The 23,181-nt window shown below is 71.4% G+C and carries 17 protein-coding genes and 1 tRNA gene; 9 read left to right on the forward strand and 9 right to left on the reverse strand.

What is annotated here, in order from left to right; all coding sequences use genetic code 11:
• Window positions 1–52 precede the first annotated feature (52 nt).
• Genes ACFWR9_RS12220 through ACFWR9_RS12230 form a run of 3 tightly spaced genes read right to left on the reverse strand, consistent with a single transcriptional unit; the run spans window position 53 to window position 9,472 of the window.
• Window positions 53–1,003 (reverse strand): SDR family oxidoreductase, encoded by a 951-nt coding sequence (locus ACFWR9_RS12220; RefSeq protein ID WP_383839551.1) that lies wholly within the window; start codon window positions 1,001–1,003, stop codon window positions 53–55.
• Entirely contained in the window at window positions 1,000–2,202 is a 1,203-nt protein-coding gene (locus tag ACFWR9_RS12225; RefSeq protein ID WP_383839554.1) for an FAD-dependent oxidoreductase, read from the reverse strand. Before ACFWR9_RS12225 ends, ACFWR9_RS12220 begins: the two co-directional genes overlap by 4 nt.
• A gap of 28 nt (window positions 2,203–2,230) precedes the next feature.
• Entirely contained in the window at window positions 2,231–9,472 is a 7,242-nt protein-coding gene (locus tag ACFWR9_RS12230; RefSeq protein WP_383839558.1) for an amino acid adenylation domain-containing protein, read from the reverse strand.
• A 715-nt stretch (window positions 9,473–10,187) separates the two neighbouring features.
• Here ACFWR9_RS12230 and ACFWR9_RS12235 point away from each other — a divergent pair.
• From ACFWR9_RS12235 to ACFWR9_RS12250, 4 genes are all read left to right on the forward strand, one after another.
• The gene (locus ACFWR9_RS12235) at window positions 10,188–11,747 is read left to right on the forward strand and encodes a polysaccharide lyase family 1 protein (protein WP_383839561.1); all 1,560 of its coding nucleotides are present in this window, start codon (window positions 10,188–10,190) and stop codon (window positions 11,745–11,747) included.
• 163 nt (window positions 11,748–11,910) lie between these two features.
• On the forward strand, window positions 11,911–12,258 hold the full coding sequence (locus ACFWR9_RS12240) for a hypothetical protein (RefSeq protein WP_383839564.1): 348 nt from the start codon (window positions 11,911–11,913) through the stop codon (window positions 12,256–12,258).
• A gap of 112 nt (window positions 12,259–12,370) precedes the next feature.
• Window positions 12,371–12,970 (forward strand): bifunctional DNA primase/polymerase, encoded by a 600-nt coding sequence (locus tag ACFWR9_RS12245; protein WP_383839567.1) that lies wholly within the window; start codon window positions 12,371–12,373, stop codon window positions 12,968–12,970.
• Window positions 12,961–13,034, forward strand: a tRNA-Lys gene (locus tag ACFWR9_RS12250). Before ACFWR9_RS12245 ends, ACFWR9_RS12250 begins: the two co-directional genes overlap by 10 nt.
• 139 nt (window positions 13,035–13,173) lie before the next feature.
• Here the strand turns inward: ACFWR9_RS12250 and ACFWR9_RS12255 are convergent.
• Window positions 13,174–14,379: a M6 family metalloprotease domain-containing protein gene (locus ACFWR9_RS12255; RefSeq protein ID WP_383839708.1), complete on the reverse strand. Its 1,206-nt coding sequence runs from the start codon at window positions 14,377–14,379 to the stop codon at window positions 13,174–13,176.
• Window positions 14,380–14,749: 370 nt separating this feature from the next.
• On the opposite strand from ACFWR9_RS12255, the gene ACFWR9_RS12260 reads away from it, so the two are divergent.
• Window positions 14,750–16,651, forward strand: a complete 1,902-nt coding sequence (locus ACFWR9_RS12260; RefSeq protein ID WP_383839570.1) for a putative bifunctional diguanylate cyclase/phosphodiesterase — start codon at window positions 14,750–14,752, stop codon at window positions 16,649–16,651.
• On the opposite strand, the gene ACFWR9_RS12265 is transcribed toward ACFWR9_RS12260, so the two are convergent.
• The 3 genes from ACFWR9_RS12265 to ACFWR9_RS12275 form a co-directional block, all read right to left on the reverse strand.
• Window positions 16,630–17,727, reverse strand: a complete 1,098-nt coding sequence (locus ACFWR9_RS12265; RefSeq protein ID WP_383839573.1) for an LLM class flavin-dependent oxidoreductase — start codon at window positions 17,725–17,727, stop codon at window positions 16,630–16,632. The genes ACFWR9_RS12260 and ACFWR9_RS12265 overlap by 22 nt on opposite strands.
• Window positions 17,728–17,797: 70 nt before the next feature.
• Window positions 17,798–17,989 carry a DUF397 domain-containing protein gene (locus ACFWR9_RS12270; RefSeq protein ID WP_383839576.1) on the reverse strand — a complete coding sequence of 64 codons (192 nt, stop codon included), beginning with the start codon at window positions 17,987–17,989 and terminating at the stop codon, window positions 17,798–17,800.
• Window positions 17,990–17,993: 4 nt separating this feature from the next.
• Window positions 17,994–18,845 carry a helix-turn-helix domain-containing protein gene (locus tag ACFWR9_RS12275; protein ID WP_383839579.1) on the reverse strand — a complete coding sequence of 284 codons (852 nt, stop codon included), beginning with the start codon at window positions 18,843–18,845 and terminating at the stop codon, window positions 17,994–17,996.
• Between the two features lie 217 nt (window positions 18,846–19,062).
• On the opposite strand from ACFWR9_RS12275, the gene ACFWR9_RS12280 reads away from it, so the two are divergent.
• Window positions 19,063–19,497: an ATP-binding protein gene (locus tag ACFWR9_RS12280; RefSeq protein WP_383839582.1), complete on the forward strand. Its 435-nt coding sequence runs from the start codon at window positions 19,063–19,065 to the stop codon at window positions 19,495–19,497.
• 137 nt (window positions 19,498–19,634) lie between these two features.
• On the opposite strand, the gene ACFWR9_RS12285 is transcribed toward ACFWR9_RS12280, so the two are convergent.
• Window positions 19,635–20,420, reverse strand: coding sequence for a methyltransferase domain-containing protein (locus tag ACFWR9_RS12285; protein ID WP_383839586.1), 786 nt, complete (start codon window positions 20,418–20,420; stop codon window positions 19,635–19,637).
• Window positions 20,421–20,448: 28 nt separating this feature from the next.
• Between ACFWR9_RS12285 and ACFWR9_RS12290 the strand changes: the two genes are divergently transcribed.
• Together ACFWR9_RS12290 and ACFWR9_RS12295 are read left to right on the forward strand one after the other, a co-directional pair.
• Window positions 20,449–20,868: a MerR family transcriptional regulator gene (locus tag ACFWR9_RS12290; protein ID WP_383839589.1), complete on the forward strand. Its 420-nt coding sequence runs from the start codon at window positions 20,449–20,451 to the stop codon at window positions 20,866–20,868.
• 115 nt (window positions 20,869–20,983) lie between these two features.
• A complete protein-coding gene (locus ACFWR9_RS12295; protein WP_383839592.1) occupies window positions 20,984–21,514 on the forward strand; it encodes a hypothetical protein in 531 nt (176 codons plus the stop codon).
• A 30-nt stretch (window positions 21,515–21,544) separates the two neighbouring features.
• Here the strand turns inward: ACFWR9_RS12295 and ACFWR9_RS12300 are convergent, their stop codons facing one another.
• Window positions 21,545–21,910 (reverse strand): VOC family protein, encoded by a 366-nt coding sequence (locus ACFWR9_RS12300; RefSeq protein ID WP_383839596.1) that lies wholly within the window; start codon window positions 21,908–21,910, stop codon window positions 21,545–21,547.
• A 130-nt stretch (window positions 21,911–22,040) separates the two neighbouring features.
• Here ACFWR9_RS12300 and ACFWR9_RS12305 point away from each other — a divergent pair, with 130 nt between their 5' ends.
• Entirely contained in the window at window positions 22,041–23,177 is a 1,137-nt protein-coding gene (locus ACFWR9_RS12305; protein ID WP_383839599.1) for a helix-turn-helix transcriptional regulator, read from the forward strand.
• The last annotated feature ends 4 nt before the right edge of the window (window positions 23,178–23,181 follow it).

Here is a 23,181-nt window from a genome sequence, read left to right on the forward strand (position 1 = left end):
GCCCCGCGCCCCCCCCGCGCCCCCCCCCCCCCCCCCCCCGGGGCGGTGACCGTCAGCCGCTCAGCGGACGGAGGTACCTGTCCAGCAGCCGGTCCGGCAGCAGCCGGGCCAGCACCGCCAGCTTGCGGACATCGGCGCCGACCCGGTAGCGGGTCCGGGGCCGGGCTTCGATGAGCGCGCGCGCGACGGCGCGGGCCATGTCCCCGGGAGTGGTCTCGCTCTCCTCGGCGCCCTGCTCGTTGCCCGCGAGGAAACGGGTGAAGTTGTCCCGGTACAGTGCGGCCACCTGGCTGTCCGCGTGGCTCAGCGCCTCCCGGGCCACCTCGCTCACCTTGCCCCAGATCGGCGTGTTGATCGCGCCGGGCTGCACGACGCTCACCGACACACCGAAGCCGCTCAACTCGCGGCGCAGTACGTCGCTCATGGCCTCCTTGGCGTACTGGGCGGCGGCGTACGCCCCCAGGTAGGGGAGCGCCACCGTGCCCAGACCCGAGGTGACGTTGACGATCCGGCCCCGGGAGCGGCGCAACTGGGGCAGGAAGGCCTGGACCACGGAGAGCTGGCCCACCACGTTGGTCTCCAGCTGCCAGCGCAACCGGTCCACCGGTACGCACTCCAGCGGTGCGGAGACACATACCCCCGCGTTGTTGACCAGGCCCCACAGAGCCTTGTCGGAGCCCAGCCGTCCGGCCACCTGCTCGGCCGCCGAGCGGATGGACTCGGCATCGGTGACGTCGATCCGTACCGCCTCGACGCGGCCGTGTGCGGACGCTTTCGTGACGTCGTGGCCATCGGTGTCCCGGCGGACTCCCGCGAACACCTGGAATCCGCACGCCTCCAGATGGAGCGCGGTGGCCCGCCCAAGTCCACTGGAAGCCCCGGTGACCAGTACGCCGCGGCCGTGCGGCACCACCGCGCTGGGCCGGGTGCCGGCCCTCGGGACGGTCCGCGGCCCGGAGTCCGGGTCCTGGCCCCGGCGGGCTGGTGTATTCGTGAAGGTCATGGGCTTCCTTCCGTCATTACGGCGTCCGCGAGCACGGGTGCGTCCACGGCGAAGGTGAGCGACTGCTCCAGGGTGGCCGTCAGTTTCCGGTCCGGTATGAAGCGGAAGTACGCGTCCCGGATCGGACGGCGCACCGGGTTCTCCGACTGCTCGAAGTCGCTCACCGAACGGGAGGAGGCCACCATGGCCCGGGTCCGCTCGCGGCGCTCGTCCTCATACGCGCGCAGCGCCGCCGGTATGTCCGTGGCGCCGTGCAGCCGGCGGGCGAGCACCGCCGCGTCCTCGATCGCCATGCCTGAGCCCTGGCCCAGGCTGGTGAGCATCGGGTGCGCGGCGTCACCGAGCAGGGTGACCGGACCGCGGCCCCAGCTTTCCAGGAAGACCCGGTCGCGTGAGGGCACCGCCAGGATGTCCGCCTCGGGGGTGACGGCGATGGCCTGTTCGACCTCCTCGGACCAGCCGGCGAACGCCCGTACCACCTCGTCCTTGCCGCCCCGCCAGTCGTGTGAGCGCGCCGTCGGCATGTTCTTCGTGCCCCACCAGTAGAGGAGCCCTCCACCCATGTCGACCAGGCCGAAGCGCTGGCCGCTTCCCCAGTAGTGGGTGACCGAGCCGGGGGTGAAGCGGGGGTGGCTGAACGGGGTGAGTGCCAGCCAGACGATATAGCCGCTGTCCCGGGAGTGCTCGGGACCGACCAGGTGCCGCCGGATCGCGGATTGAAAACCGTCGGCACCTATCAGCACGTCACCCCGGGCCTCCCGGCCGTCGGTGAAGCGGACTGTCACCTCGCCGGAGTCGGGGTCGGTGACGAAGTCCCGGGCGGTGGAGTCCAGGGTGAGGGGGATCCCCGCGGTCGCTTCCAGCAGCGCCTGCTGGAGAGCGGAGCGGGTGATCAGCACGCTCGGAACCCCTAGACGGTGGATGATCGAGGGAAACGGGAACTCTCTGATCAACCGGCCGCGCGCGGTACGCACGTGGTACGACTCCAGCACCTGGCCGCGCTTCTCCAGGCTGAGGTCCAGACCGATGGTGCGCAGCGCCTTGATGGCGTTGCTCATCACGGACAGTCCGGAACCGGCGGCTCGCAACTCCGCGGCCCGTTCGTGGATCTCCACCTCCCAGCCGGCGTCCCGCAGGGCGGCGGCCGCGGTCAGGCCGCCGATACCGGCTCCGACGACGATGGCCTTGCGCCTGCTCATTGTGCTCCCCTCACGTTCGGCTCCCATCTCACTCCCCGATCAGTTCGTTGACGACCCGGACAACGTGCGCGATATGCGGCTCTTCCATGATCGTCAGATGGTCGCCGGGCACGTCGACCACCGTCAGCCGGCCGCTGGTGCGCTCCCGCCAACCGTTGGTGGGGTCGCGGTGCATCGACTGGATGGCGGTGTGCATGGTGTCCAGCACCTCGGGCAGAGGCTCGGTGGCATGAATGAGGACCATGTCCTGCTCGACCACGTCGGGCCGGTAGGCGAACGCCGCCCGCCAGTTGGCCTCGTACACCTGGAACAGCCGGTGGACGACCGCCCCGGTGGCACCGGCAGGCAGGACCCCCTCCTCCACCGCCAGCCGCGCGATGAAGTCGAACTTCTCCTCAAGTGTGGTCAGTTCCGCGGGGATCACCTCCTGAGGCGAGTCGCCGCCGCGCCGCAGCCAGAGCAGCTCCCAGAAGAACCAGCTCAGCAGGGCGTCGTCGCTGGTGCGCAGCCGGCGGCCCGGGTTGAGGGCGGTGGTGTCCAGCAGCACCAGCCTGCGTACCTCCTGCCCCTGCGCGCGCAACTGCCGGGCCATCTCGAAGGCCACGAAGCCGCCGAAGGACCAGCCGCCGATCAGATACGGCCCCTCTGGCTGCACCTCACGGATGCGCGCCACATAGCTCGCGGCGATCTCCGGAACGCTCCGCAGGGGTTCGGTACCCGCGTCCACGCCCGCCGCCTGCAGGGCGTAGAAGGGGCGGTCGGCCGGCAGGTGGCGGGCGAACCGGACGTAGCACAGGACGTTGCCGCCCATCGGGTGGACGAAGAACAGCGGGCGTTCGGTGCCCTCGGTCCGGATCGGCACGAGTGGGTCGAAGCCGGCCACGGAGCCGCCGGCCCGAAGCCGGGCCGCCAGTTCGGCGACCGTGGGCGCGGCGACGAACTCGGACAGGGGGATGGCCGTTCCGTACCGCTGCTCGATCAGCACCACCAGCCGCATCGCGGTCAGGGAGGTGGCGCCCAGGGCGAAGAGGTCGTCGTGAACGCCGAGTTCCGGCACGTCCAGCAACTCGCGCAGGATCTCGACGAGCGCCGACTCGTAGGCGTCCCGGGGCGCGGTCGTGTCCCCGGAGCCGGCCGTGCTGGTCAGCGGCATCTCCCGCAGGCTTTTGTCGTCGCGCTTGCCGCTCGGGGTGAGCGGCAGCGCGTCGACCCACTGGAAGTGCGAGGGCACCAGATAGTCCGGGAGCACCGCGCGCAGCTGCTTGACCAGTTGCGGCAGGTCGGTCCTTTCCTGGTCGCCGACGAGGAACGCGGCGAGGAACGAGTCGTTGCCGTCACGGCGCCGGGCGACCACAGCCGCCTCCGACAGCCCGGGGTGATCGCCGGCGAAGCCGGTGATGGCCAGTTCCACCTCGGCCGGCTCCACGCGGTAACCCCGCACCTTCACCTGGGAGTCGGACCGTCCGGTGCAGACCACCGACCCGTCCGGCAGGACGTATCCGAGGTCGCCGGTGCGGTAGAGCCGCTCGCCGGGGGAGCCGCCGAGCCTGGGGACGAACCGCTCGTCGGTGAGGTCGGGCCGGCCTGCGTAGCCGTGGGCGAGGCAGACCCCGCCGAGATGGATCTCACCGGTGACCCCCGGCGGTACCGGGCGCATCCGCGGGTCCAGGACCAGTACCTCGGACCCGTCGACCGGCGTGCCGATCGGTGGCAGCGGCGGGAAGGCCGCGGGGTCCCCGGTCATGGTGTGGCTGGTCACCACATGCGACTCGGTTGGCCCGTACTGGTTCTCCAGGAGCACCCCGGGCAGGGCGGCGCACAGGGCCCGGATCTCGTCGGTGACCCTCAGCTGCTCTCCGGAGGAGAGGATCGCCTTGAGCGAGCCGGGGACCGTGCCGAGCGCCTGCGCCGTCTCGGCGAGCTGCTGGAGAGCGACGTATGGCAGGTAGAGCCGCTCCACCCGTTCGCGGTCGAGCAGTCGCAGCAGGGCCGGCTGGTCGCGGCGCTGCCCCTCGGACAGGAGCAGTAGGGTGCCTCCGCCGCACAGGGTGGAGAAGATCTCCTGGAACGAGACGTCGAAGCTCAACGGCGCGAACTGGGCGGTGACGCCACCCGTGACGCCGCTGGGCCGGCCGTTCTGCCAGGCGACCAGGTTGGCCAGCGCCCGGTGCGGCATCTCCACGCCCTTGGGCGCGCCGGTGGAGCCGGAGGTGAAGAGCAGGTACGCCACGGACTCGGGGTCCAGGACGGCTGGCGGCTCGCTCTCGGTGACTTCCTGCTCCGGTGTCGGGTCGAGCAGGGCGGTGGCCCGGACGAGCGGCGTTCCCCGGCCACCCCCGAGCCGCTGCGCTGTGTGGGACGCGTCGGTCTCGGTGGTGGCGTGGGTGACCACGGCCACCGGGTCGGCCTGATCCAGCATCGCCGTGATCCGCTCGCGCGGATAGGCCGTGTCCACGGGCACGGTGGCGGCGCCAGCCTTCAGCACACCGAGGAGGACGGCGACCGTCTCCGGCGAGCGTTCCATGGCGACGGCCACCCGGGCGCCGGCACCCGCACCGTGCCCGACCAGCCGCCGGGCGGCTCGGTCGGCGGCGTCCGCCAGCTCGGCGTAGGTCCAGCGCCGGTCTCCGTGGACGAGCGCGACCGCGCCGGGTGTGCGGGCGGCCTGTTCCTCGAAGACGCGCACTACGTCGGGCACGGGCCGGGCGCTGGGGGCCCGCCGCGCGGGCTCGGCCAGGAAGCCGAAGTCCACCGGCTCGTCGCCGTGCCGCACGACCCGCTCCAGGACGCTGGTGAAGACCCGCCCGTGCAGCTCGGCCTGGGCCTCGGTGAAGAGCCGGCCCTGGTAGTCCATGCGCAGCCAGATCCCATCGCCGTCCGGTTCCGTGAAGGCGTTGACCAGAAGCGCGAAGTTGGTCTCCTCCCAGGTCCGGAAGTCCAGCGAGCGGATGCCGGGCAGCGCGAACACCTCGGCCAGCTGGCGGAAGTGGATGTAGTTGAAGGCCGTGTCCAGGACTCCGTGCCCCAGGTCCTCCTGAATGGCGCTGAGCGGATAGCGGCGGTACGGGTGGGTCTCCTGCTCCTGGCGGAACGCCTCCCGCACGGCGCCGAGCCAGCTTTCCGGGGTGCCAGTCACCCGGACCGGCATGGTGTTGAGGAAGAGCCCGGCGGCCCGTTCGGCACCCTCCAGCTCGGGCCGGCCGTGCGTGACCAGGCCGGTCACCAGGTCCTCCCCGCCGGAGAACATGCGCAGGGTCAGCAGATGGACGGCGAACAGCACCGACTTCACCGGCACGGTGTGGTGACGGGAGAACTCCCGCACGGCGTCGGTCAGCGGGGTGGGCAGCTCCACCCGGCGGCTGATCTGCTCGCCGGCGCCGGGCGCCTCGTGCGGCCGGAAGCCGGACAGCTGGAGCTGGGGCGCCCCGGCGAGATAGCCGGCCCAGTGATCCCGGGCCTCTTCGGACCGCAGGGACAGCCGCTCGGCCAGCAGGTGATGGGCCGCCATCGTGGCCGGCGTCTCCGGGACGGCACCGATCGGCTCGCCCAGCAGATGGGCGTAGTCCTGGAGGAGTTCGCGCATCAGTGTGGCGACGCTGCCGCCGTCCAGGATGGCGTGGTGGAAGCTGAGCACCAGTTCGACGCTCCCCGGCAGAACGTGGACCCGCAGGTGGTGGAGCGGGGCGCGCTCGAAGACGTACCGGTGGTGCCGGCGGTCCTCGACGTGTGCCGCGATGGCCGCCTCCGCCTCCTGCACGGGCGCGTCCCGCAGGTCCACGATGTCCAGGGCGCCTTCCGCCGTGGCGTCCACGATCTGCAGTGGCTCGGCGTGGCGGCCGATGTCGAAGAAGGAACGCAGCGCCGGGTGCCGGGCGACCAGCAGCCGGTGGGCCGCGGTGAACGCCTCGGGATCCCAGGTGGTGAAGGCGAGGCTGTAGCGGAAGACGTCGCGGTAGATCCCGGAGTCCGGCTCCACCCGGCTGTGGAAGAGCAGCCCGAGCTGGAGCCGGTTGGCGGGCCAGGCGTCCTCGTATCCCTCGAGCCCGGCCCGGTCCACGCCGGACACCAGTGCGAACGGCTCCGGTGCGGCTTCCTCGGGGGACAGGTCGCCGGTGGTGGTGAGCGGCGCCAGCGCGGCGACGGTGGGGTTGCGTACGAGGTCGCTGAGATCGAAGCGGTAACCGCGCCGCTCGGCCAGGGCCCGGACCCGCAGCATCAGGATCGAGTCGCCGCCGAGCGCGAAGTAGTCGTCGTGGACCCCGACCCGCTCCGCTCCGAGAACCTCGGCCCAGACGCCGGCCAAGGCGGCCTCGGTGGTGTTCCGCGGCTCGGTGTGAACCCGGGGGCCGGCCGCCGTCACGGGCGCCGGCAGAGCACGCCGGTCGGCCTTGCCGTTGGGCGTGAGGGGCACGGCGGCGATGCGTACGAAGACAGCCGGGACCATGAACTCCGGCAGGGTGCGGGCGATTTCGTGGCGCAGAGCCACCGGATCGCGCTCCTCGTCAGCGACGTAGTAGCCGATCAGCCGGGTGCCGAGGTCGGCGCTGTGGTGGTCCACCACCACGGCGTCGCGGACCCCGGCGATGGACGCCAGGGCGTTCTGCACCTCGCCGAGCTCGACCCGGTTGCCCCGGACCTTGACCTGGCCATCGATCCGGCCCATGTACTCGATCTCGCCGTTCGCGAGGAGCCGGGCGAGGTCACCGGTGCGGTACAGCCGGCCGCCGGGCGCGTACGGGTCCTCGGTGAACTTCTCGGCGGTCAGCTCCGGCCGCCCCAGGTATCCGCGTGCCACCTGGACGCCGCCAATGCACAACTCACCGGGTATGCCGACGGGTTGCGGATCGCCGTACGGATCGAGCACCCGGAGGGCGGTGTTGGCGACCGGACGGCCGATAGGCACCCGCCGCACCGGCTGCCCGGGGATGGTGGGGCAGTCGTGGTAGGAGACGTCCACGGTGGCCTCGGTGGGGCCGTAGAGGTTGGTGAGCGCCGGGCCGCCGGGCAGTGAGCCCAGCACCCGGGCGAACTGCTCCACCCTGGCGGCGGGCAGGGCTTCGCCGCTGCAGAAAACCTGCCGCAGGCTAGCCGCCTGCCCGGCCAGCGCGGGTTCCGCCTCCAGGAGGTCCAGGAACGGCCCCAGCATCGAGGGCACGAAGTGCAGCACACTCACCTCGCGTTCGGCGACGGTGCGCAGCAGCGCCCGGGGGTCGCGCTCACCGCCCGCCGGCAGCAGCGCGAGCCCCGCGCCCTCCACGGCCCACCAGAAGAGTTCCCACACCGACACGTCGAAGGAGACGGGGGTCTTCTGGAGCAGGGTGTCACCGGCGCCGACCGGGTAGCGCTCCTGCATCCACGCCAGCCGGTTGACCACCGAGTGGTGCTCGACCATGACGCCCTTGGGCCGCCCGGTGGAGCCCGAGGTGTAGATGACGTACGCCAGGTCCCGGGGCCCGGTCACCGGCTCCGGTCGCCCAGTGGGGCCCTCGTCCACCAGCCGGTCCGCCGCCAGCACGGGAACCCCTGCCGGCACGTCGGGCTCGGGTGCGCCGGGGCCGGTGAGCACAGCTCCGGCCCCGCAGTCCTGGAGCATGAAGGCTATGCGCTCGGCCGGGTAGCCGGGGTCGACGGGCACGTAGGCGGCCCCCGACTTCAGCACACCGAGCAGCGCCGGCACGGTGAGCGGCCCGCGCTCCAGCAGTACGGCGACTCGGTCGCCCCCGGTTACCCCCGCGGTCCGAAGGGCGTGTGCGACGCGATTGGCCTGCCGTTCCAGTTCGGCGAAGGTCACTGCGTCGCCGTCGGCCGCTGTCACGGCGACGCGGTCGGGTGTGCGTGCGGCCTGCTCCTCGAACAGCCCGTGCACGGTGGCGTCCGAACGGTACGCCACCTCTGGCCCCAGCTGCGTCCCGGCCAGCTCCCGCCGTTCGGCCGCGGTGAGGAGCGGCAGCTTCAGCGCGGGAAGCTCGGGCTCGTCCAGTCCGGCCCCGGCGAGGGCCAGCAGATGGCCGGCGACCGCCTCGATGCGGAAGCCGGTGTCGAAGACATCCGTGGCGTAGTCCAGCTCGATCCGGAGGTCGGCGTCGTCGTCGAACGCCCGGATCAGTACCGAGAGGGCGTCCTGTTCGTGGACCGGGGCGGTGATCGCGGTGTCCCGCGCCACGCCGGCAGGCGCTTTGGGACGCGGCCCGCGCAGATAGGAGACGACCACGTCGAACAGCTGCCGGGAGCCCGCCGGGTCTGCCGGTAGGTCGCGCAGGACGTCACCGAGGGCCAGGCGCTCGTGCGGCCGTGCCGCATCGGCCCGTTCCCGCACCAGAGCGGCCAGCTCGCGCAGCGTGGCGTCCTCGGCCACCGGTATGCGTAGCGGCAGACTGTTGGCGAACTGACCGGCCGTGGCCCGCTCTTCGTCAGTGACCCGGTTGAGGAACGGCACACCGAGGACGATCTCCTCCGAGCGGTGCATCCTGGCCAGGTACGTCGCGAAGACAGCGCTGACATAGGCGAAGGGGGACGAGCCGCCCGCCCGGATGCGAGCGACCAGATCCCCGCCGAGCGTGAAGCTGTGGTGTCCGCGTCGCGCGGCGCCGGGGGCTGTCCGGTCGGGGGAGCGCTGGAAGAGCACCGGGGCGACGTCGTCGAGCGAGGCCCGGTGGAACGCGCGCGCCGCCTCGCGCTCCGGAGACTTCCGATAGGCCGCGTCGGTGTCGATGAACTCCCGATACGAGGGGGCGGGCCCCGGCGGCCCGTCGGACGCCGTGTCCGCAGTCAGCCGGGCGTACTCGGTCCAGGTGTCCAGGCTGACCTGGTTGAGCGTCCAGGCGTCGGCGATCAGGTGGTGTGCGTTGAGATGGAGATGCAGTACCTCCGCGCTCTCCAGTACCACTGCCGCGCGGAACAGTGGGGCGCCGCCGGTCAGCGGGAACGGCCGGACGAAGGAGGCTTCCCGCCATTCCTCCCAGGCCTTTTCAGGCTCCGCCTGCCCGGACAGATCCTGCAAGTCCACCGTGTCGCCGGGTGGGTCGGATGGCAGAGGGCGGTCGGCCGACCACTGGTACGGCACACCCTCGCGCTCGCCGAACCGCAGCCGGAAGGCGTCATGGCGGGCCAAAGCCCGGGCGAGCGCGGTGCGTAGCGCGGTTGCGTCCACAGCCCCGGTGGCCCTCTCGTCGATCACCACGTTGAACTGCGGGCTGTTCGGTGCCTGGGATTCGGCTGCCCAGATATCGTGCTGATAGGAGGTGAGTGGAAATTTGCGGAATTCAGCCACAGCGATACCTGCCTTTTCATGAGTGATTAAAGAGGTGGCGCGTAAAGGGATTTTGGGAAGTGGCTGCCAAATACGGGCGCCGGAAAGTAATTACGCGATCACGATATGTGTGCGCGCCGTCGCGCGGCCACTGCGTGCTCGTGTAGCCAGCCCTACTCATGTAGGTTGCAGGCAGGTGGTGTTGCACCTCTGAACAGCGCGTTCGCTATACGGAATGCCGACTGTTCACCCGGCGTCGGCCCTTATGTGAAGCAGAATTGGGCTGTTTTGTGGCGAGGTCACGGCACTTCTTCTGTGCGACGCACTGGGATGCGAAGAGTGCACTGGCCGACGCAAAGAAAAACCCCGGTCCCGCTGCTGCGGGGCCGGGGTTCTCTGTGGAGCGCTGGGCAGGCCTTGCACCTGCATTTCCCCACGGGAAGTGGGGCGTCTTTCCTTGGACCACCAACGCATCGCCGGTTCTTGGGGGTTGACCCCCGTGATCAGGCAGCTTGAGCGTACCGCAGCTCCGCTCGGGGTGCACATCGACGGTGGTGCGGTTCATATTCATGGCTAGTGTTCCGCTACCCGACTATACCTGAAGCCTTGTCAGGTCCCGGCTCGAACCCTATTCTCACGGCGAGTAAGCGCTTTCCCGCCTTGAACCACCTGTCGATTTGACATGATCACGACAGTTCATTCGTTCCGGCACGTGAAGACGAAGGGGAGACCGAGGATGAGACGACCCGTCGCGCTGCGACTCCAGGCGGCGCTGGGCACACTGGCCCTCGCCGCCGCGACCGGGGTGGTGCTGGCCATGCCCGAGGCGGCGGCAGCGGCCGGTGGCGCCACCGGCTACGCGACCCAGAACGGCGGCACGACCGGCGGCGCGGGCGGGCAGACGGTCCGGGCCACCACCGGCACCGCGATCCACCAGGCCCTGTGCGGCCGGGCGGACAGCGCCACCCCGATCACCATCGAGGTCGAGGGCACCATCAACCACGGCAACACCAGCAAGGTGTCGGGCGACAGCTGCAGCACCGCCGCCGACAAGATCGAGCTGAAGCAGATCAGCAACGTCACGATCGTCGGGGTCGGCGGCGGTGCCGTCTTCGACCAGTTGGGCATCCACATCCGGGAGTCCAGCAACATCATCATCCAGAACGTGACGGTCCGGAACGTCAAGAAGTCGGGCTCGCCCACGTCCAACGGCGGCGACGCCATCGGCATGGAGAGCGACGTCCGCAACGTCTGGGTCGACCACACCACCCTGGAGGCCTCGGGCGGCGAGTCGGAGGGCTACGACGGCCTCTTCGACATGAAGGACAACACCCAGTACGTGACCCTGTCCTACAGCGTCCTGCGCGACTCCGGCCGCGGCGGACTGATCGGCTCCAGCGAGAGCGACGTGTCCAACGGGTACGTCACCTTCCACCACAACAAGTACGAGAACATCGACTCCCGCACCCCCCTGCTGCGCGGCGGCACCTCGCACATCTACAACAACCACTACGCGGGCCTCAACGAGTCCGGCATCAACTCCCGGGCCGGCGCCAAGGCCAAGGTGGACAACAACTACTTCGAGGACTCCAAGGACGTCCTCGGCACCTTCTACACCGACCAGGCCGGCTACTGGCAGGTCAGCGGCAACATCTTCGACAACGTGACCTGGTCCGAGCCCGGCGAGGACACCAACCCGGCCGGACCCGACCCGCGGTCCAACACCACGGTCTCCATCCCGTACTCCTACGGCCTGGACGCCGCCTCCTGCGTACCGGACGTGGTGAGCGCCACGGCGGGCGCGAACAAGGGGCTCAAGGTGTCGGACGGCAGCTGCACACCGCAGAACCCGGACCCGTCCCCGGACCCCACCGACCCGGACCCGACCGACCCGACCGAGCCGTCCCCGGACCCGACCGACCCGCCCAGCGGCACCAACCTCAGCATCGGGGCCGGCGCCGACGGCTCGTCCAAGGCGAGCGGCACCAGCTACGGCAACGTGCGCGACGGTGACATGGGTACGTACTGGTCGCCGGCCGGGACGACCGGCTCGGTCTCGGTGAAGTGGTCGTCCCCCACCACGGTCTCCAAGGTCGACATCCGCGAGGCGGCGGGCTCCGAGGGCGCCATCGGGTCGTACCGGCTCGTCGACCACGGCACCGGCGCCATCCTGGCCACCGGCAGCGGGGCGGGCGTGATCGGCTTCCCGGCGGTCTCCCTGACGAAGATCACCTTCGAGATCACCGGCGCCTCGGGCACCCCGAAGGTCGCCGAGTTCGAGACGTACGCGGGCTAGCGAGCCGCGTGGTCCCGCCCGAGCGGCGGGGTGTGTCCGGGGCGCCGCGCCGGGCACACCCCGCCCTCTTGCGCGGGCGCGGGACAATGGACGGTGGCCCACTCCGTCGGAGTGCCCCCGCACACGGGGGGAGGGTCGTCGTGACGTACGAGGAGGAGAAGACATGGCGGAGCCCACGCCGCGTCGGAACGAACCGCGGCTACGCCCCGCGCCCCTGCTCTTCGAGCCGGCGGAGGCGGCCGCCGATCCCGAGCACTTCTTCGACCTCGAGTCGATCGACGACCCCCGGGACCTGCTGGAGCGGGCCACCGAGCTGACGCACGCCTTCCGCGCGGCGGCGGACCGCGCGATGGAGTACCAGGCGATCGCGGCGGCGCAGCTGGCCGACCCGCGACGGTTCGACCGGCTCACCGCCGCGGACATCGCCGAGCGCGCCGAGTGGACCGAGGACTACGCCAAGAAGATGGTGGAGTTCGGACGCGATCTGATGCGCGGCGAGCCGGCGGAGTAGCCCGTCCGCATATGCCAGGGGGGTGGGCAAGATACTCCCTTCCCGACCCTCCTGTCCCCATTTTCCGCAACCCAGCGGAGCCGCTCCCTCACGCCCGGTAGATGTATGCGGCATGAGCAGCACACGCAACGCCACGCCCCACGTCTCGGACGTCACCTCGGACGGCGCCGCCTGGCTGGCCTCGGCGAGCGCGTATCCGCGCAGCACGCTCGCGCTCTGGGAGGAGCGGCCCGAGGCCCCGGTCGTCCTGCCGTGCGGTTCCGCCTTCGACGTGGTGAGCGCCCCCGCGATCTTCGGGCGCCGGATGCTCGACCGGATGTGGGACGACGGCCCCGGGTCCGGCCCGGTGGCGGAGTTCCGGGGCCGGATGCTGCTGTTCGCCGCGCCGGGCACCGCCCAGCGGCTGCCGTCGCTGCTTGAGTGGGAGGAGTGGAGCGCCCGCGGCAGGGGGGACGGGCGTGCGGGCGCGGTGCCGCCGCTGCTGTGTCACGGCGCCGGGGACGCGGTGACCGTACCGGCCCCGGCGGGCGGGCGGCCGGCCCGTTCCGGATCACGGTGGCTGGTCGCGCCGGACACCCGCATGCCGTGGCTGCCGGGCCCGGAAATCCTGCTCTGGGCGGCCGTGGGGGCCGCGCGCGCAGCGGTGCGGATTTCGATTCTTCCCCACGCCGACCAGGATGCTAAGGTCTACGACGTCAGCAGGCGCCGCTAGCTCAGTTGGTTAGAGCAGCTGACTCTTAATCAGCGGGTCCGGGGTTCGAGTCCCTGGCGGCGCACGTTGGCGATGGCGAGGCATGTTCGCGGAAAGCGCGAACCTGTCTCGCCATCGTTGTTTCTGCGCGGCTGCGCGGCTGCGCCGCGCGTTGCGGGGGCTTCGCCACCCGCACCCCCTCTTCGACGGGCCCCCGGCACCGCTCACCCGGGTGTGATCTGAACCGTCCACGCCCCCGACTCCGAGCGTCCCTCCACCGCCACGTGTGCGCCGTCGCCCGGGACCGTGAAGCTCTCGCCGGGGCCCACCGGCGCGTCGGCGAGTGGTGCGTAGACCGAGTCGGCCCAGCAGGCCTCCGTGTCCGGGTGGGCGTCGATCACCTCGACCGGCCCGCCACCGGACTCCGCCCCGCTGTGCACCCGGTACACCAGCACCCCCGCCCGGCAGGCGGAGGCGTCGTTGCCGACGGGGGTCCGCACCTCGAAGGCGAGCACGGTGTCCGCGCCCGTGCGCACCACGGCCAGCTTCGTCCCCCGCCCGAGACCGAAGGCCGGCGCCCCGGCCGCGCCGGTCACCATGACGCCCGGCCCCGCCGCCAGCGGCTCCAGCGTCAGCCGGGTCGGTCCGCTGCCCCGCACGCAGGTCACCTGCCGGGGTTCCAGCCAGCCCAGCTTCCACTTGTGCCAGCCGAACAGGTCCGGGGCGAGTCCGAACTGGCTACCCATCAGGTCCCAGTCGCCGACGTGGGTGTCCCAGTCGCCCTCGCCGTCGACGGGCCGGTGGTAGAGGTCGGGCAGGTCGAAGACGTGCCCCGTCTCGTGGGCCAGGACCAGCCGGTCGGGCGGATGGTTCTCGAAGACCGTGACGACCCGCCGCACGTCGGTGCCGTCGGCCCGCATCGGGTGGTCCAGGTTGACGACCTTCGTGGCGTCGGAGTCCACGCCGGGCGCGTCCGGGTCCGCGACGAAGTAGACGACGTCGTAACGGGAGAAGTCGACGTGCCGGTCGGCGGCGCGCAGCGCGTCGCGCAGGTAGGCGGCCCGGTGCTCGGGGCGCCAGTCACGCCGTATGGCGTACGACGTCGACGGGCTCGGCATCGGGGTCCAGTCCCGCATCGGATGCGGGCGCAGGGTGAAGGCGCCGTACGAGGCCTGCTGGAAGAAGCGGCTGGTGGCCGGGAAGTGGTCGGCGGTGAGTTCGGCCGGCGACGTCAGCGGCTGGGAGTCGGGGAAGGACAGGAACACCATCACCGCGTCCAGGGCCCGGGCGGGCTGCGGATAGGCGGCGTTCCAGGTGTCCAGGCCCTCGGAGTGGTGTACCTCGGTGCGCTGGAGGGCGCAGGGCTCCGGGGAGAACGGCTCGGCGACCGAGGGGGCGGTGATCAGGGAGGTCGCCGCGAGCGCCGACATCGTGGTGCACACCGCCGCCGTGCTGCGCAGGCGTGGCACATGAACCTCCGGTGCGGTCGACGGGACACCGCACCCAGCTTGTGCATGATTGTCATATTACGCCCTGTTCGCCTGCATCGGATGGGTGAGCCGTCTGCGGTTTTGTCGTAGGCCTCCCGGTCGACGCCCCGGCAACACTCACGGAACGTCACAACTGGTCGGAGGCATGAAGAACCCGTCCAGGGGTGAGCAGAAACGATCTCTCAGAGTGGCCGCTCGGTCCGGAACCCGGAAAGGCGGCTGGAAGGGCCCGGTGGCAGCCTCTATGATCGGCACACTTTCCTGCACGAACAGAGCACGAACAGAGATCGAGGCACTGCGGGAGCGAGCGGTGAACGGAACCTCCGAAGGGCCGGCGTCCGCGGCAGACCTCGACCGGTCGGCCGTCACAGAGAGTGACCAAGACCTGGCTCCTCGTACGGCGCGTGCGAGACCTGCGGCCTATCGCTCGGTGTTCACCGCCGCCCCCCTCGCCATGGCCGTCGTCGACGCCGAGGGCCTGGTCGTCAGCGCCAACGACACCCTCGGCACGCTGCTCGGCACCGCCCCGGACGCTCTGGCGGGCTGTGCGGCGGCCGACCTCGTCGACCTCGCCTCCGACGCCGGCATCTGGCACGCGTACCGCGAGGTGCTGCGTGGCCGGCAGCCCCGGCTGCGCTGCACCCGGCGGCTGAAGCGGGCCGACGGGCACTCCCTGTGGGCGCAGGTGACGGTCGAGCCGCTGGCCGACGCCGGGGACACCCCGGGCCTCCTGCTGTCCGTCGCCGACGTCAGCGCGCGGCGCGAACTCCAGGCGCGGCTGCGCCACCTCCAGATGCACGACCCGGTGACCCGGCTGCCCAACCGCGCCCTGTTCTTCGAACGGCTGACCGCCGCCCTGGAGGCGGAGACGTACGAGCACGGCGGCACCGGCCGGATCGGTGTCTGCTACCTGGACCTGGACGGCTTCAAGGCCGTCAACGACACCCACGGCCACCGCGTCGGCGACCGGCTGCTGGCCGCCGTGGCCGAACGGCTGACGCGGTGCGCGGAGGAGGCCGCCGACGCCCGCTCGGGCGGCGCCCCGCTGGTGGCCCGGCTCGGCGGTGACGAGTTCGCCCTCCTCGTGGAGGACTCCATGGGCACCGACCAGGTCGCCGACCTGGCCGGAGCCGTCCTGGCGGCCCTCCAGCCGCCGTTCGAGCTGTCCGACCGTCGGCTTTCGGTCACCGCCTCGGTCGGCGTCGTCGAACGCCACACCGCCGGCACCACCCCCACCGCCCTGATGCAGGCGGCCGACACGACCCTCTACTGGGCCAAGGCCGACGGCCGGGCCCGCTGGACGCTCTTCGACCCCGAGCGCAACGCCAACCGCATGACCCGCCAGGCGCTCGCCGCCACGCTCCGTCCCGCCATCGAGCGCGGCGAGTTCGCACTGGAGTACCAGCCGCTGGTCGGCATGGAGGACGGCCGGGTGCGGGGCGTCGAGGCGCTCATCCGCTGGAATCATCCTCAGTTCGGCGTACTGGCGCCGAATCGGTTCATCGCACTGGCGGAGGAGGATGGCTCGATCGTTCCGCTCGGCCGCTGGATCCTGCGCACGGCCTGCCACCAGGCCCGCCGCTGGCAGCTGGCCCACCCGGACGACCCGCCGATCTTCGTCAGCGTCAACGTGGCGGTCCGCCAGGTCTGGGACTCCGACCTGGTGGCGGACGTGGCCCGAACCCTGGAGGAGACGGGCCTCGTCCCGCACCTGCTCCAGCTGGAGCTGACCGAGTCGGCGGTCATGGGCTCGGCCGGCCGCCCGCTCCAGGTCCTCAAGGCGCTGAGCGACATGGGCGTCCACATCGCCATCGACGACTTCGGCACGGGCTACTCGAACCTGGCCTACCTCAGCCGGCTGCCGGTCTCCGTCCTGAAGCTGGACGGCGCGTTCGTGCGGGGTTTCCAGTACGAGGCGGTACCCGGCGTCGGCGCGGACGGCGGGGCGGAGGGGGGCGCCGGCGGGGGTGTCGCCAACCCGGCCGACGAGGTCATCGTCGAGGCGATGGTCCAGCTCGCCCACCGGCTCGGTCTGACCGTCACGGCCGAGTGCGTGGAGACCTCCGACCAGGCGACCCGCCTGCGCCGCATCGGCTGCGACACCGGTCAGGGCTGGCTGTACTCCCGACCGGTGGCACCGGATCGCATCTCCGCGTTGCTGGGCTCCGCCGGGGCCGGCCCGGCCGGGATTCAGACGGCCGGCAAGCCGTAGGCGTCGCCGATCAGCTCGTAGGAACGCAGACGCACGTCACCACTGTGGGCGTTGGCCGTGATCATCAGCTCGTCGGCGCCGGTGCGCTTCTGGAGGTCGTCGAGGCCGGTGCGGACCTCGTCGGCGGTGCCGTGGATGACGTTGGCGTTCCAGGACCGCACGAACTCCAGCTCCATCGGGCTGAAGTCGTACGCCTCGGCCTCTTCGGGCGTCGGCACGAGCCCGGGGCGCCCGGTGCGCAGCCGCACCATGTTCAGCGCGGCGGCCAGCACCTGCCGGCGGGCCTCCTTCTCGTCGTCGGTCGCGAGCGCGGAGACGCCGATGAGGGTGTAGGGCGCGTCCAGGACGGCGGACGGGCGGAAGGACTCCCGGTACAGGTCGAGCGCCGGGACGGTGTTCTGCGCCGAGAAGTGGTGCGCGAAGGCGAACGGCAGCCCGAGGGTGCCGGCCAGCCGGGCGCTGAACCCGGAGGAGCCGAGCAGCCACACCGGCGGCCGGTGGGCCGACTGCACGCCCCCGGGCGAGGTCGCCTGCACGGGCCCCGGCACGGCGTGGATACGCCCGTACGGGTGCCCGTCGGGGAAGTCGTCGTCCAGGAACCGGATCAGCTCGGCGAGCTGCTCGGGGAAGTCGTCGGCGCCTTCGTTGAGCCGGTCCGTGCGACGCAGGGCGGCGGCGGTCGCCCCGTCGGTGCCGGGAGCGCGGCCGAGGCCGAGATCGACGCGCCCCGGGGCCATGGCCTCCAGCGTCCCGAACTGCTCCGCGATGACGAGGGGCGCGTGGTTCGGCAGCATGACGCCGCCCGAGCCGAGCCGGATGCGGTCGGTGTGGGCGGCCAGGTGGGCCAGGATCACCGCGGGGGAGGAGGAGGCGACGCCGGGCATGGAGTGGTGCTCGGCGACCCAGTACCGGTGGAAGCCGCGGTTCTCGGCCAGCCGCGCGATGTCCACGCTGGTCCGCAGGGCGTCGGTGGCGGTCCGCCCGGCGCCGACGGTCACCAGGTCCAGCACGGAGAGGGGGACGGGAGCGGTGCCCTGGGCGGTGCCCCGGATCTCCTCTACGGCGTCTGCGGCCATGGTGGGGTGCCTCCTGTTGGGTGTGACGTTGCGTGGGTCGCTGCGCGACGTAACAGGAGGGGGTCTCCGGTTATTCCCGGGCGGGCTTCCGGAGGGCGTCGAGGAAGGCGGTGAAGGAGGGGGCGGGGAAGGTGAGGACGGCTCGGGCGGGGGCCTTGGAGTCGCGGACGGCTGTGTTGGGGTGGCGGTGGGCGACCTCTACGCAGGCGTTGCCTTCGCCGCCGCCGGAATAGGACGACTTCTTCCATGCGCCGCGCGTCATCGGGTCATAGCTCCTTCGCCAACTGGTGAATAAACTCACGGGAACGCTCGGGCTCGAACGCCACTTCTCCAACTCTACGGAAGAGTGTTCGAAAGTGGCGCAGTTGAGCCTCGGCATCCACGAAGACGGTGCCATGAGGCGCGTCGCGGACGACCGTGTCCAGTTTGGGGACGGGGCCACCTGCGTACACCATCGCGCTCCCGGCGCCGGCGAAGCCGTTCACCGTGAACGGGATCACGCGTACGGTGATGTGCTCGGACGCGGAGAGATCCAGGACGTGGTCGAGCTGAGCCCTCATTCCGGCGTTGTCGCCGACCTTGATGCGCAGGGCCGCTTCATGAATGACGGCCTCGTACGGGATCGGTTGCGGTTGCTCGATGATGACTCTGCGCTTCATCCGGTGATCCACCCAGCGCTGGATCTCCTCTTCCGGGAACTGGGGGTTGACGTACGAGAAGAGGGCGCGAGCGTAGTCTGCGGTCTGCAGAAGCCCCGGAACGTGCAGGAAGTCCACGTCCCATCGGAGGGACGCGTGATGCTCCAACTCCGAGAGGTCCAGGAACGAGTGGGGGAGTGACCCCCGATACTCTTCCCACCATCCGCGCGTGCGGTTTGTCGCCATCATGACCAGCCCTGAGACCAACTCCTCGTCCACGCAGGTGTAGTGCGCGGCAAGGCGTCGCAGACGTTCCTCGCTCACGCCTGAGATTCCGGACTCGATCTGGCTGATCTGGACGGAGTTCACGCCGAGGAGGCTCGCCGCCTCGGTCGCCTTGAGGCCCGCGGCTTCCCGCATCTTTCGAAGTTCGGCTCCCAGGCGCTCCTGGCGTGCCGTGGGGGTGCGTCTGGGCGGCACAGCGTCTCCTTGTTCAACGGCCGTCCGTTAGCGGCTCGTTCGGGGCAAGGTTACGTGATCCGCTTGCCGAGTAATAAATCTATGCCATACCGTCAGTGACGCGACGCACACAGTGCGAGACGCCGGGGCGCCGGAAGCGCACCGTTTCGTCCTGCCATGACGACCCGGCAATGACACCGGCCCCGCACCCTCTCCACATCCCCCGAAGGGAACCGCCATGCCCGAAAACGAACCGTGGGAGTACTCCCTCTACATCCCGAACGACCCTCGTGCCGTCACGGTCTGCCGCCGAACTCTCCGCCTGATCCTGACGATGCACGGCCTGATCCGCCTGGTCGACCTCGCCGAACTGCTGGCAACGGAGCTGGTCTCCAACGCCGTACGGCACACCAAGGGACCCGCCGCCCTCCGGGTGCGCTGGTCCGGGGCCGGAGTCCTCCGTCTCGGCGCCTGGGACGCGGACCCGTCGCCACCGGAGCCGCCGCAACCCTTCGACCGGGCCCTGGAACGGGAGGGCGGGCGGGGGCTGGCGATGGTGCGGGCCTGCGCGGACGTGTGGGGTTGGCAGCCGCTGGCCCGTGAGGGCAACAGGGGCAAATACGTATGGTGCGAGCTGGGTACGGCCCCGGCCCCCGCGAGCCGGACGGCGTGACGACGGGCAGGCGGCCCTGCGTTGGGCGGATCAGCCGGGAGTCTCACCGCGGCGCCTCCGCAACCACAAGCGGTGGATCCCACGAGGGCAATACTGCACAGCATCGATACCGTGATGCGCAGGACCCAGCGGGCGGTTCAGCCTCCAGCGGAGGCCGCGGCCACGAAGAACGGGATGGCGACGAGGAAGCGGTCCGTCTCTGCGCGTCGGCGCTGTTCGGCGAGCCACTCGTCCGCCTGGTCACGCCCGATGGCGCCGCTCGCGCAGACCGGCTCGGCCAGCCGCACGAGCAGCGACAGCATCGCGGGGTCGGTGAACACGCTGGTGTGCACCTCGACCGTGACATCGTCGAAGCCGCCGTCCTGGAGCAGGCCGCGGTACTGGCGGCCGGCGCGGGGCGTGCCCATCAGTTCGGCGCGGGCGTGCACGATCGTGCGGGTGAGCGCCGCGTCGTCCGAGTCGATCATGATGGCGTCCCAGTCCTGACCGACCAGGACGATCCTGCCGCCCGGACAGAGGACCCGTCGGGCCTCCGCCACCGCGCGCCCCGGCTCCTGCAGTACGTGGAAGACCTTGTCGGCGCGGTAGCCGCGCACGCTTGCGTCGGCGAACGGCAGAGCCTCCGCCCCCGCCTCCCGGAACTCGGCCTCCGGCCACCGCTCCCGGGCCGCCGCGAGCATCCACGGGCTGGGGTCCACGCCCACCGCGCGCACGCCGCGTTCGGCCAGTTCGGCTACGGCTCGTCCGGCGCCGCAGCCGACGTCCACGACGGTCGAGTCCGGGACGAGGGACAGCAGTTCGTAGGAGCGGGCCCGCAGCCGAGTGCTGTCCGGCAACCGGTCCGCGGCGTCGAGGACGGCCAGCAGGGCCTCGGTGTCGCGGTGCTCTTCGTGTTCTTCCAGCGCTTCCTGATTCTTGGACATGGACGTCATGCTGCGACTTAATGTCGGCATGAAGTCAAGGGAAGAGGGCCGTGTCGGCACGTTGGGCATCGGTGCCCTCGCGGCACGGTTCGGCCTGGCCCCCCACGTGCTGCGGCATTGGGAGGCGATGGGCCTGCTGCACCCAGGACGGGACGCCGGTGGGCGTCGGCGCTACGGCCCGGACGACCTCACCCGCGTGGCGACGATCCTCATCCTGAAGGAGGCCGGCCTCGGCCTGAGCACCATCAGGAGCCTGTCCGCCGCCGTCGACCGCACCGCCCGGCACGAGATCCTCCGTCCCGCGGCCGAGGAGCTCCGGGCGAGAATCGCGGCGGCCCAGGCCTCACTGGAGCTCATCGAGGGCGGCCTGGGCTGCGAGTACGAGGACGTCACCCGGTGCCCGAACTACCGACGGCTCATCGCCGAGGCCGTGGCACCGATCTCGTGAGACGGCACAGCTGGGCGGTGTCTGTGCTCCCTGTTCACTGCCCTAAAGGTGATTCTTCTTCTACAGCGGCAACTACGGGCTGTTCCTGTTGCTCGCCTACGTGTTCCAGGACGGAATGCGCTTGTCGCCGCTCGGTTCGGGCATTGCGTTCCTGCCGCTCGGCGTCGGGTTCGCCGCCGCTTCGATGGCGGGCCGGAAGGTGGTCTCGCGGTACGGGAAGGCCGTGCTCGTCGCGGGCGCCGGAGCCATGGCGGTCGGCTACCTCGTGCTCATCGTCACTCTGCTGCCCGGCCCCGCTTCGGACGCGCCCCTCGCCGCGCTCTCCATGGCTCCGGCACTGCTCATCGCCGGTGCGGGCGGGGGGCTGGTGGCGGCGCCCCTCGTCGGCAGCATCCTCGCCACCGTTCCCGCCGAGGACGCCGGCGCGGGCTCCGCCATCCTGCTCACCGTCAACCAGGCGGCGATCTCCCTGGGCGTGGCCGTCTTCGGCACGCTCTTCGTCGCCCTGCTCGGCGCCGACCCGCAGGACACGGCGGCGTCCCTGTCGACCACCGACTTCACGCGGGCGCTGATCGACTGCTCGTGGCTCCTGCTGGCCCTGGCGGCGGTCACCGGCCTGCTGATCCGGCGGCTGCCGCGACAGTAGCCGGGGACGCCCCGCGTGCCGGCCGGCCCGCTAGTCCACGGGCGAGACCCGGATCAGGTTGCCGTCCGGGTCCGCGAACACGAAGGTGCGGCCGAAGACCTCGTCGTGGGGTTCCTCGACCACGGTGACGCCCTTGGCCACCCACGCGGCGTGGATCTCGTCGATGGCCGCCGAGGGCCCCGGGACCATCAGGCCGACCTCCGAGGTGCGCGGCGTCCCCGGCGCGACCTGGTCCGCGCGGCCGCTCCAGAGCGCGAACAGCACGCCAGGGGCGACCTCGAACGGAACGTAGCGTGGCGTGGTGATCACCGGCTTGATGTCGAACAGGTCGGAGTAGAACGCGGTCGCGCGCTCGACGTCATTGACGTAGACGAGGAAGAGATTGGGTGCGGACATGGCTGTCGGGCTCCTTCCGGGCGGGCCGCTTCCGGCCCTCGGTGTACAGCCTCGCGTGAGAACATGACAGAGATTGTCGTGTTCCGACGAGGAGCATCCGGCGGGTGAGTCCGACGAGGAAGCTGTCGCCATGAGCCGACCCCAACGCCTGATCGAGCTTCTCGCCGCCTTGCAGGCGCATCCGCGGACCACCGCCGAGGCGCTGGCCGAGGAGCTGGGAGTCTCGACGAGGACGGTGCTGCGCGACGTGCGGGCGCTGGTCGCCGCGGGCATCCCCGTCTTCACCGAGCGGGGCAAGTACGGCGGTATCACCCTGCTGCCCGGCGACCAAGTGGACCTGGCGAAGCTGACGACCGGCGAGGCGGACCTCCTGCGGGCGGTCGGGCTCGATCTCGACCGGGCCCGTCAGCTCGGCGGCGAGGCGGCCGCCCGGTCGGCGCTGCGCAAGCTCACGTCGCGCCGGTCACCGCCGCCCGCCCGGGACGACCTGCCGCTGGCCCTGACGGACGTGATCGCGATCGACAACCGGCCCTGGTTCGAGGACGCCGCGCCCCTGCCCGACGTAGCGGGCCTGGTCCGGGACGTGCGTACGGCCAGACGGCTGCGGATCGTCTACCGGCGCAGCGGCGCCACCACCGCGCGGGACCTGGTGGTCGACCCGTACGGGCTCGTGCAGCGGGGCGGGCGCTGGTACCTGGTCGCCGACCGCGACGGGCGGCCCCGCATGTTCGCGCTCTCCCGTCTCCAGCGCTGGGCCGTACTGGACGGCGCCCGCCGGCTGCGGCCCGGTGCCGACCTCGTCGGTACGGCGCGGGAGCTGGGCGAGGCGCTGGAGAGCGGGGGGCGGGTCGTGGTCACGGCGCGTATCGACGCCGGCAGCCTCGACATCGCCCGCCGGATCCTGGGCGCCCGGCTCAGGACGGCGGGCGATCGGGGTGATCAGGGCGACCAGGGCGGTCAGGGCGACCAGGGCGGTCAGGGCGACCAGGGCGACCAGAGCGGTCAGGGCGACCAGAGCGACCAGAGCGGTCAGGGCGACCAGGGCGACCAGGGCGACCAGGGCGACCAGGGCGGTCAGAGCGACCAGGGCGACCAGGGCGGTCAGGGGGGCGAGCGCCGGGTCGAGATCACCGTGGCGTACGACCGACTCGACGGAGTACGCCAGCTGCTTCAGTTCAGCGACCACATCGAGGTCGTCGCACCGGAGGCGGCCCGGGAGCTGATGCGCCGGCTCGCGGTGGGGATCGCGCGCACGCATGCCGGGTGAGCGC

The sequence above is a fragment of the Streptomyces sp. NPDC058534 genome, assembly GCF_042717365.1.
GTDB lineage: Bacteria > Actinomycetota > Actinomycetes > Streptomycetales > Streptomycetaceae > Streptomyces.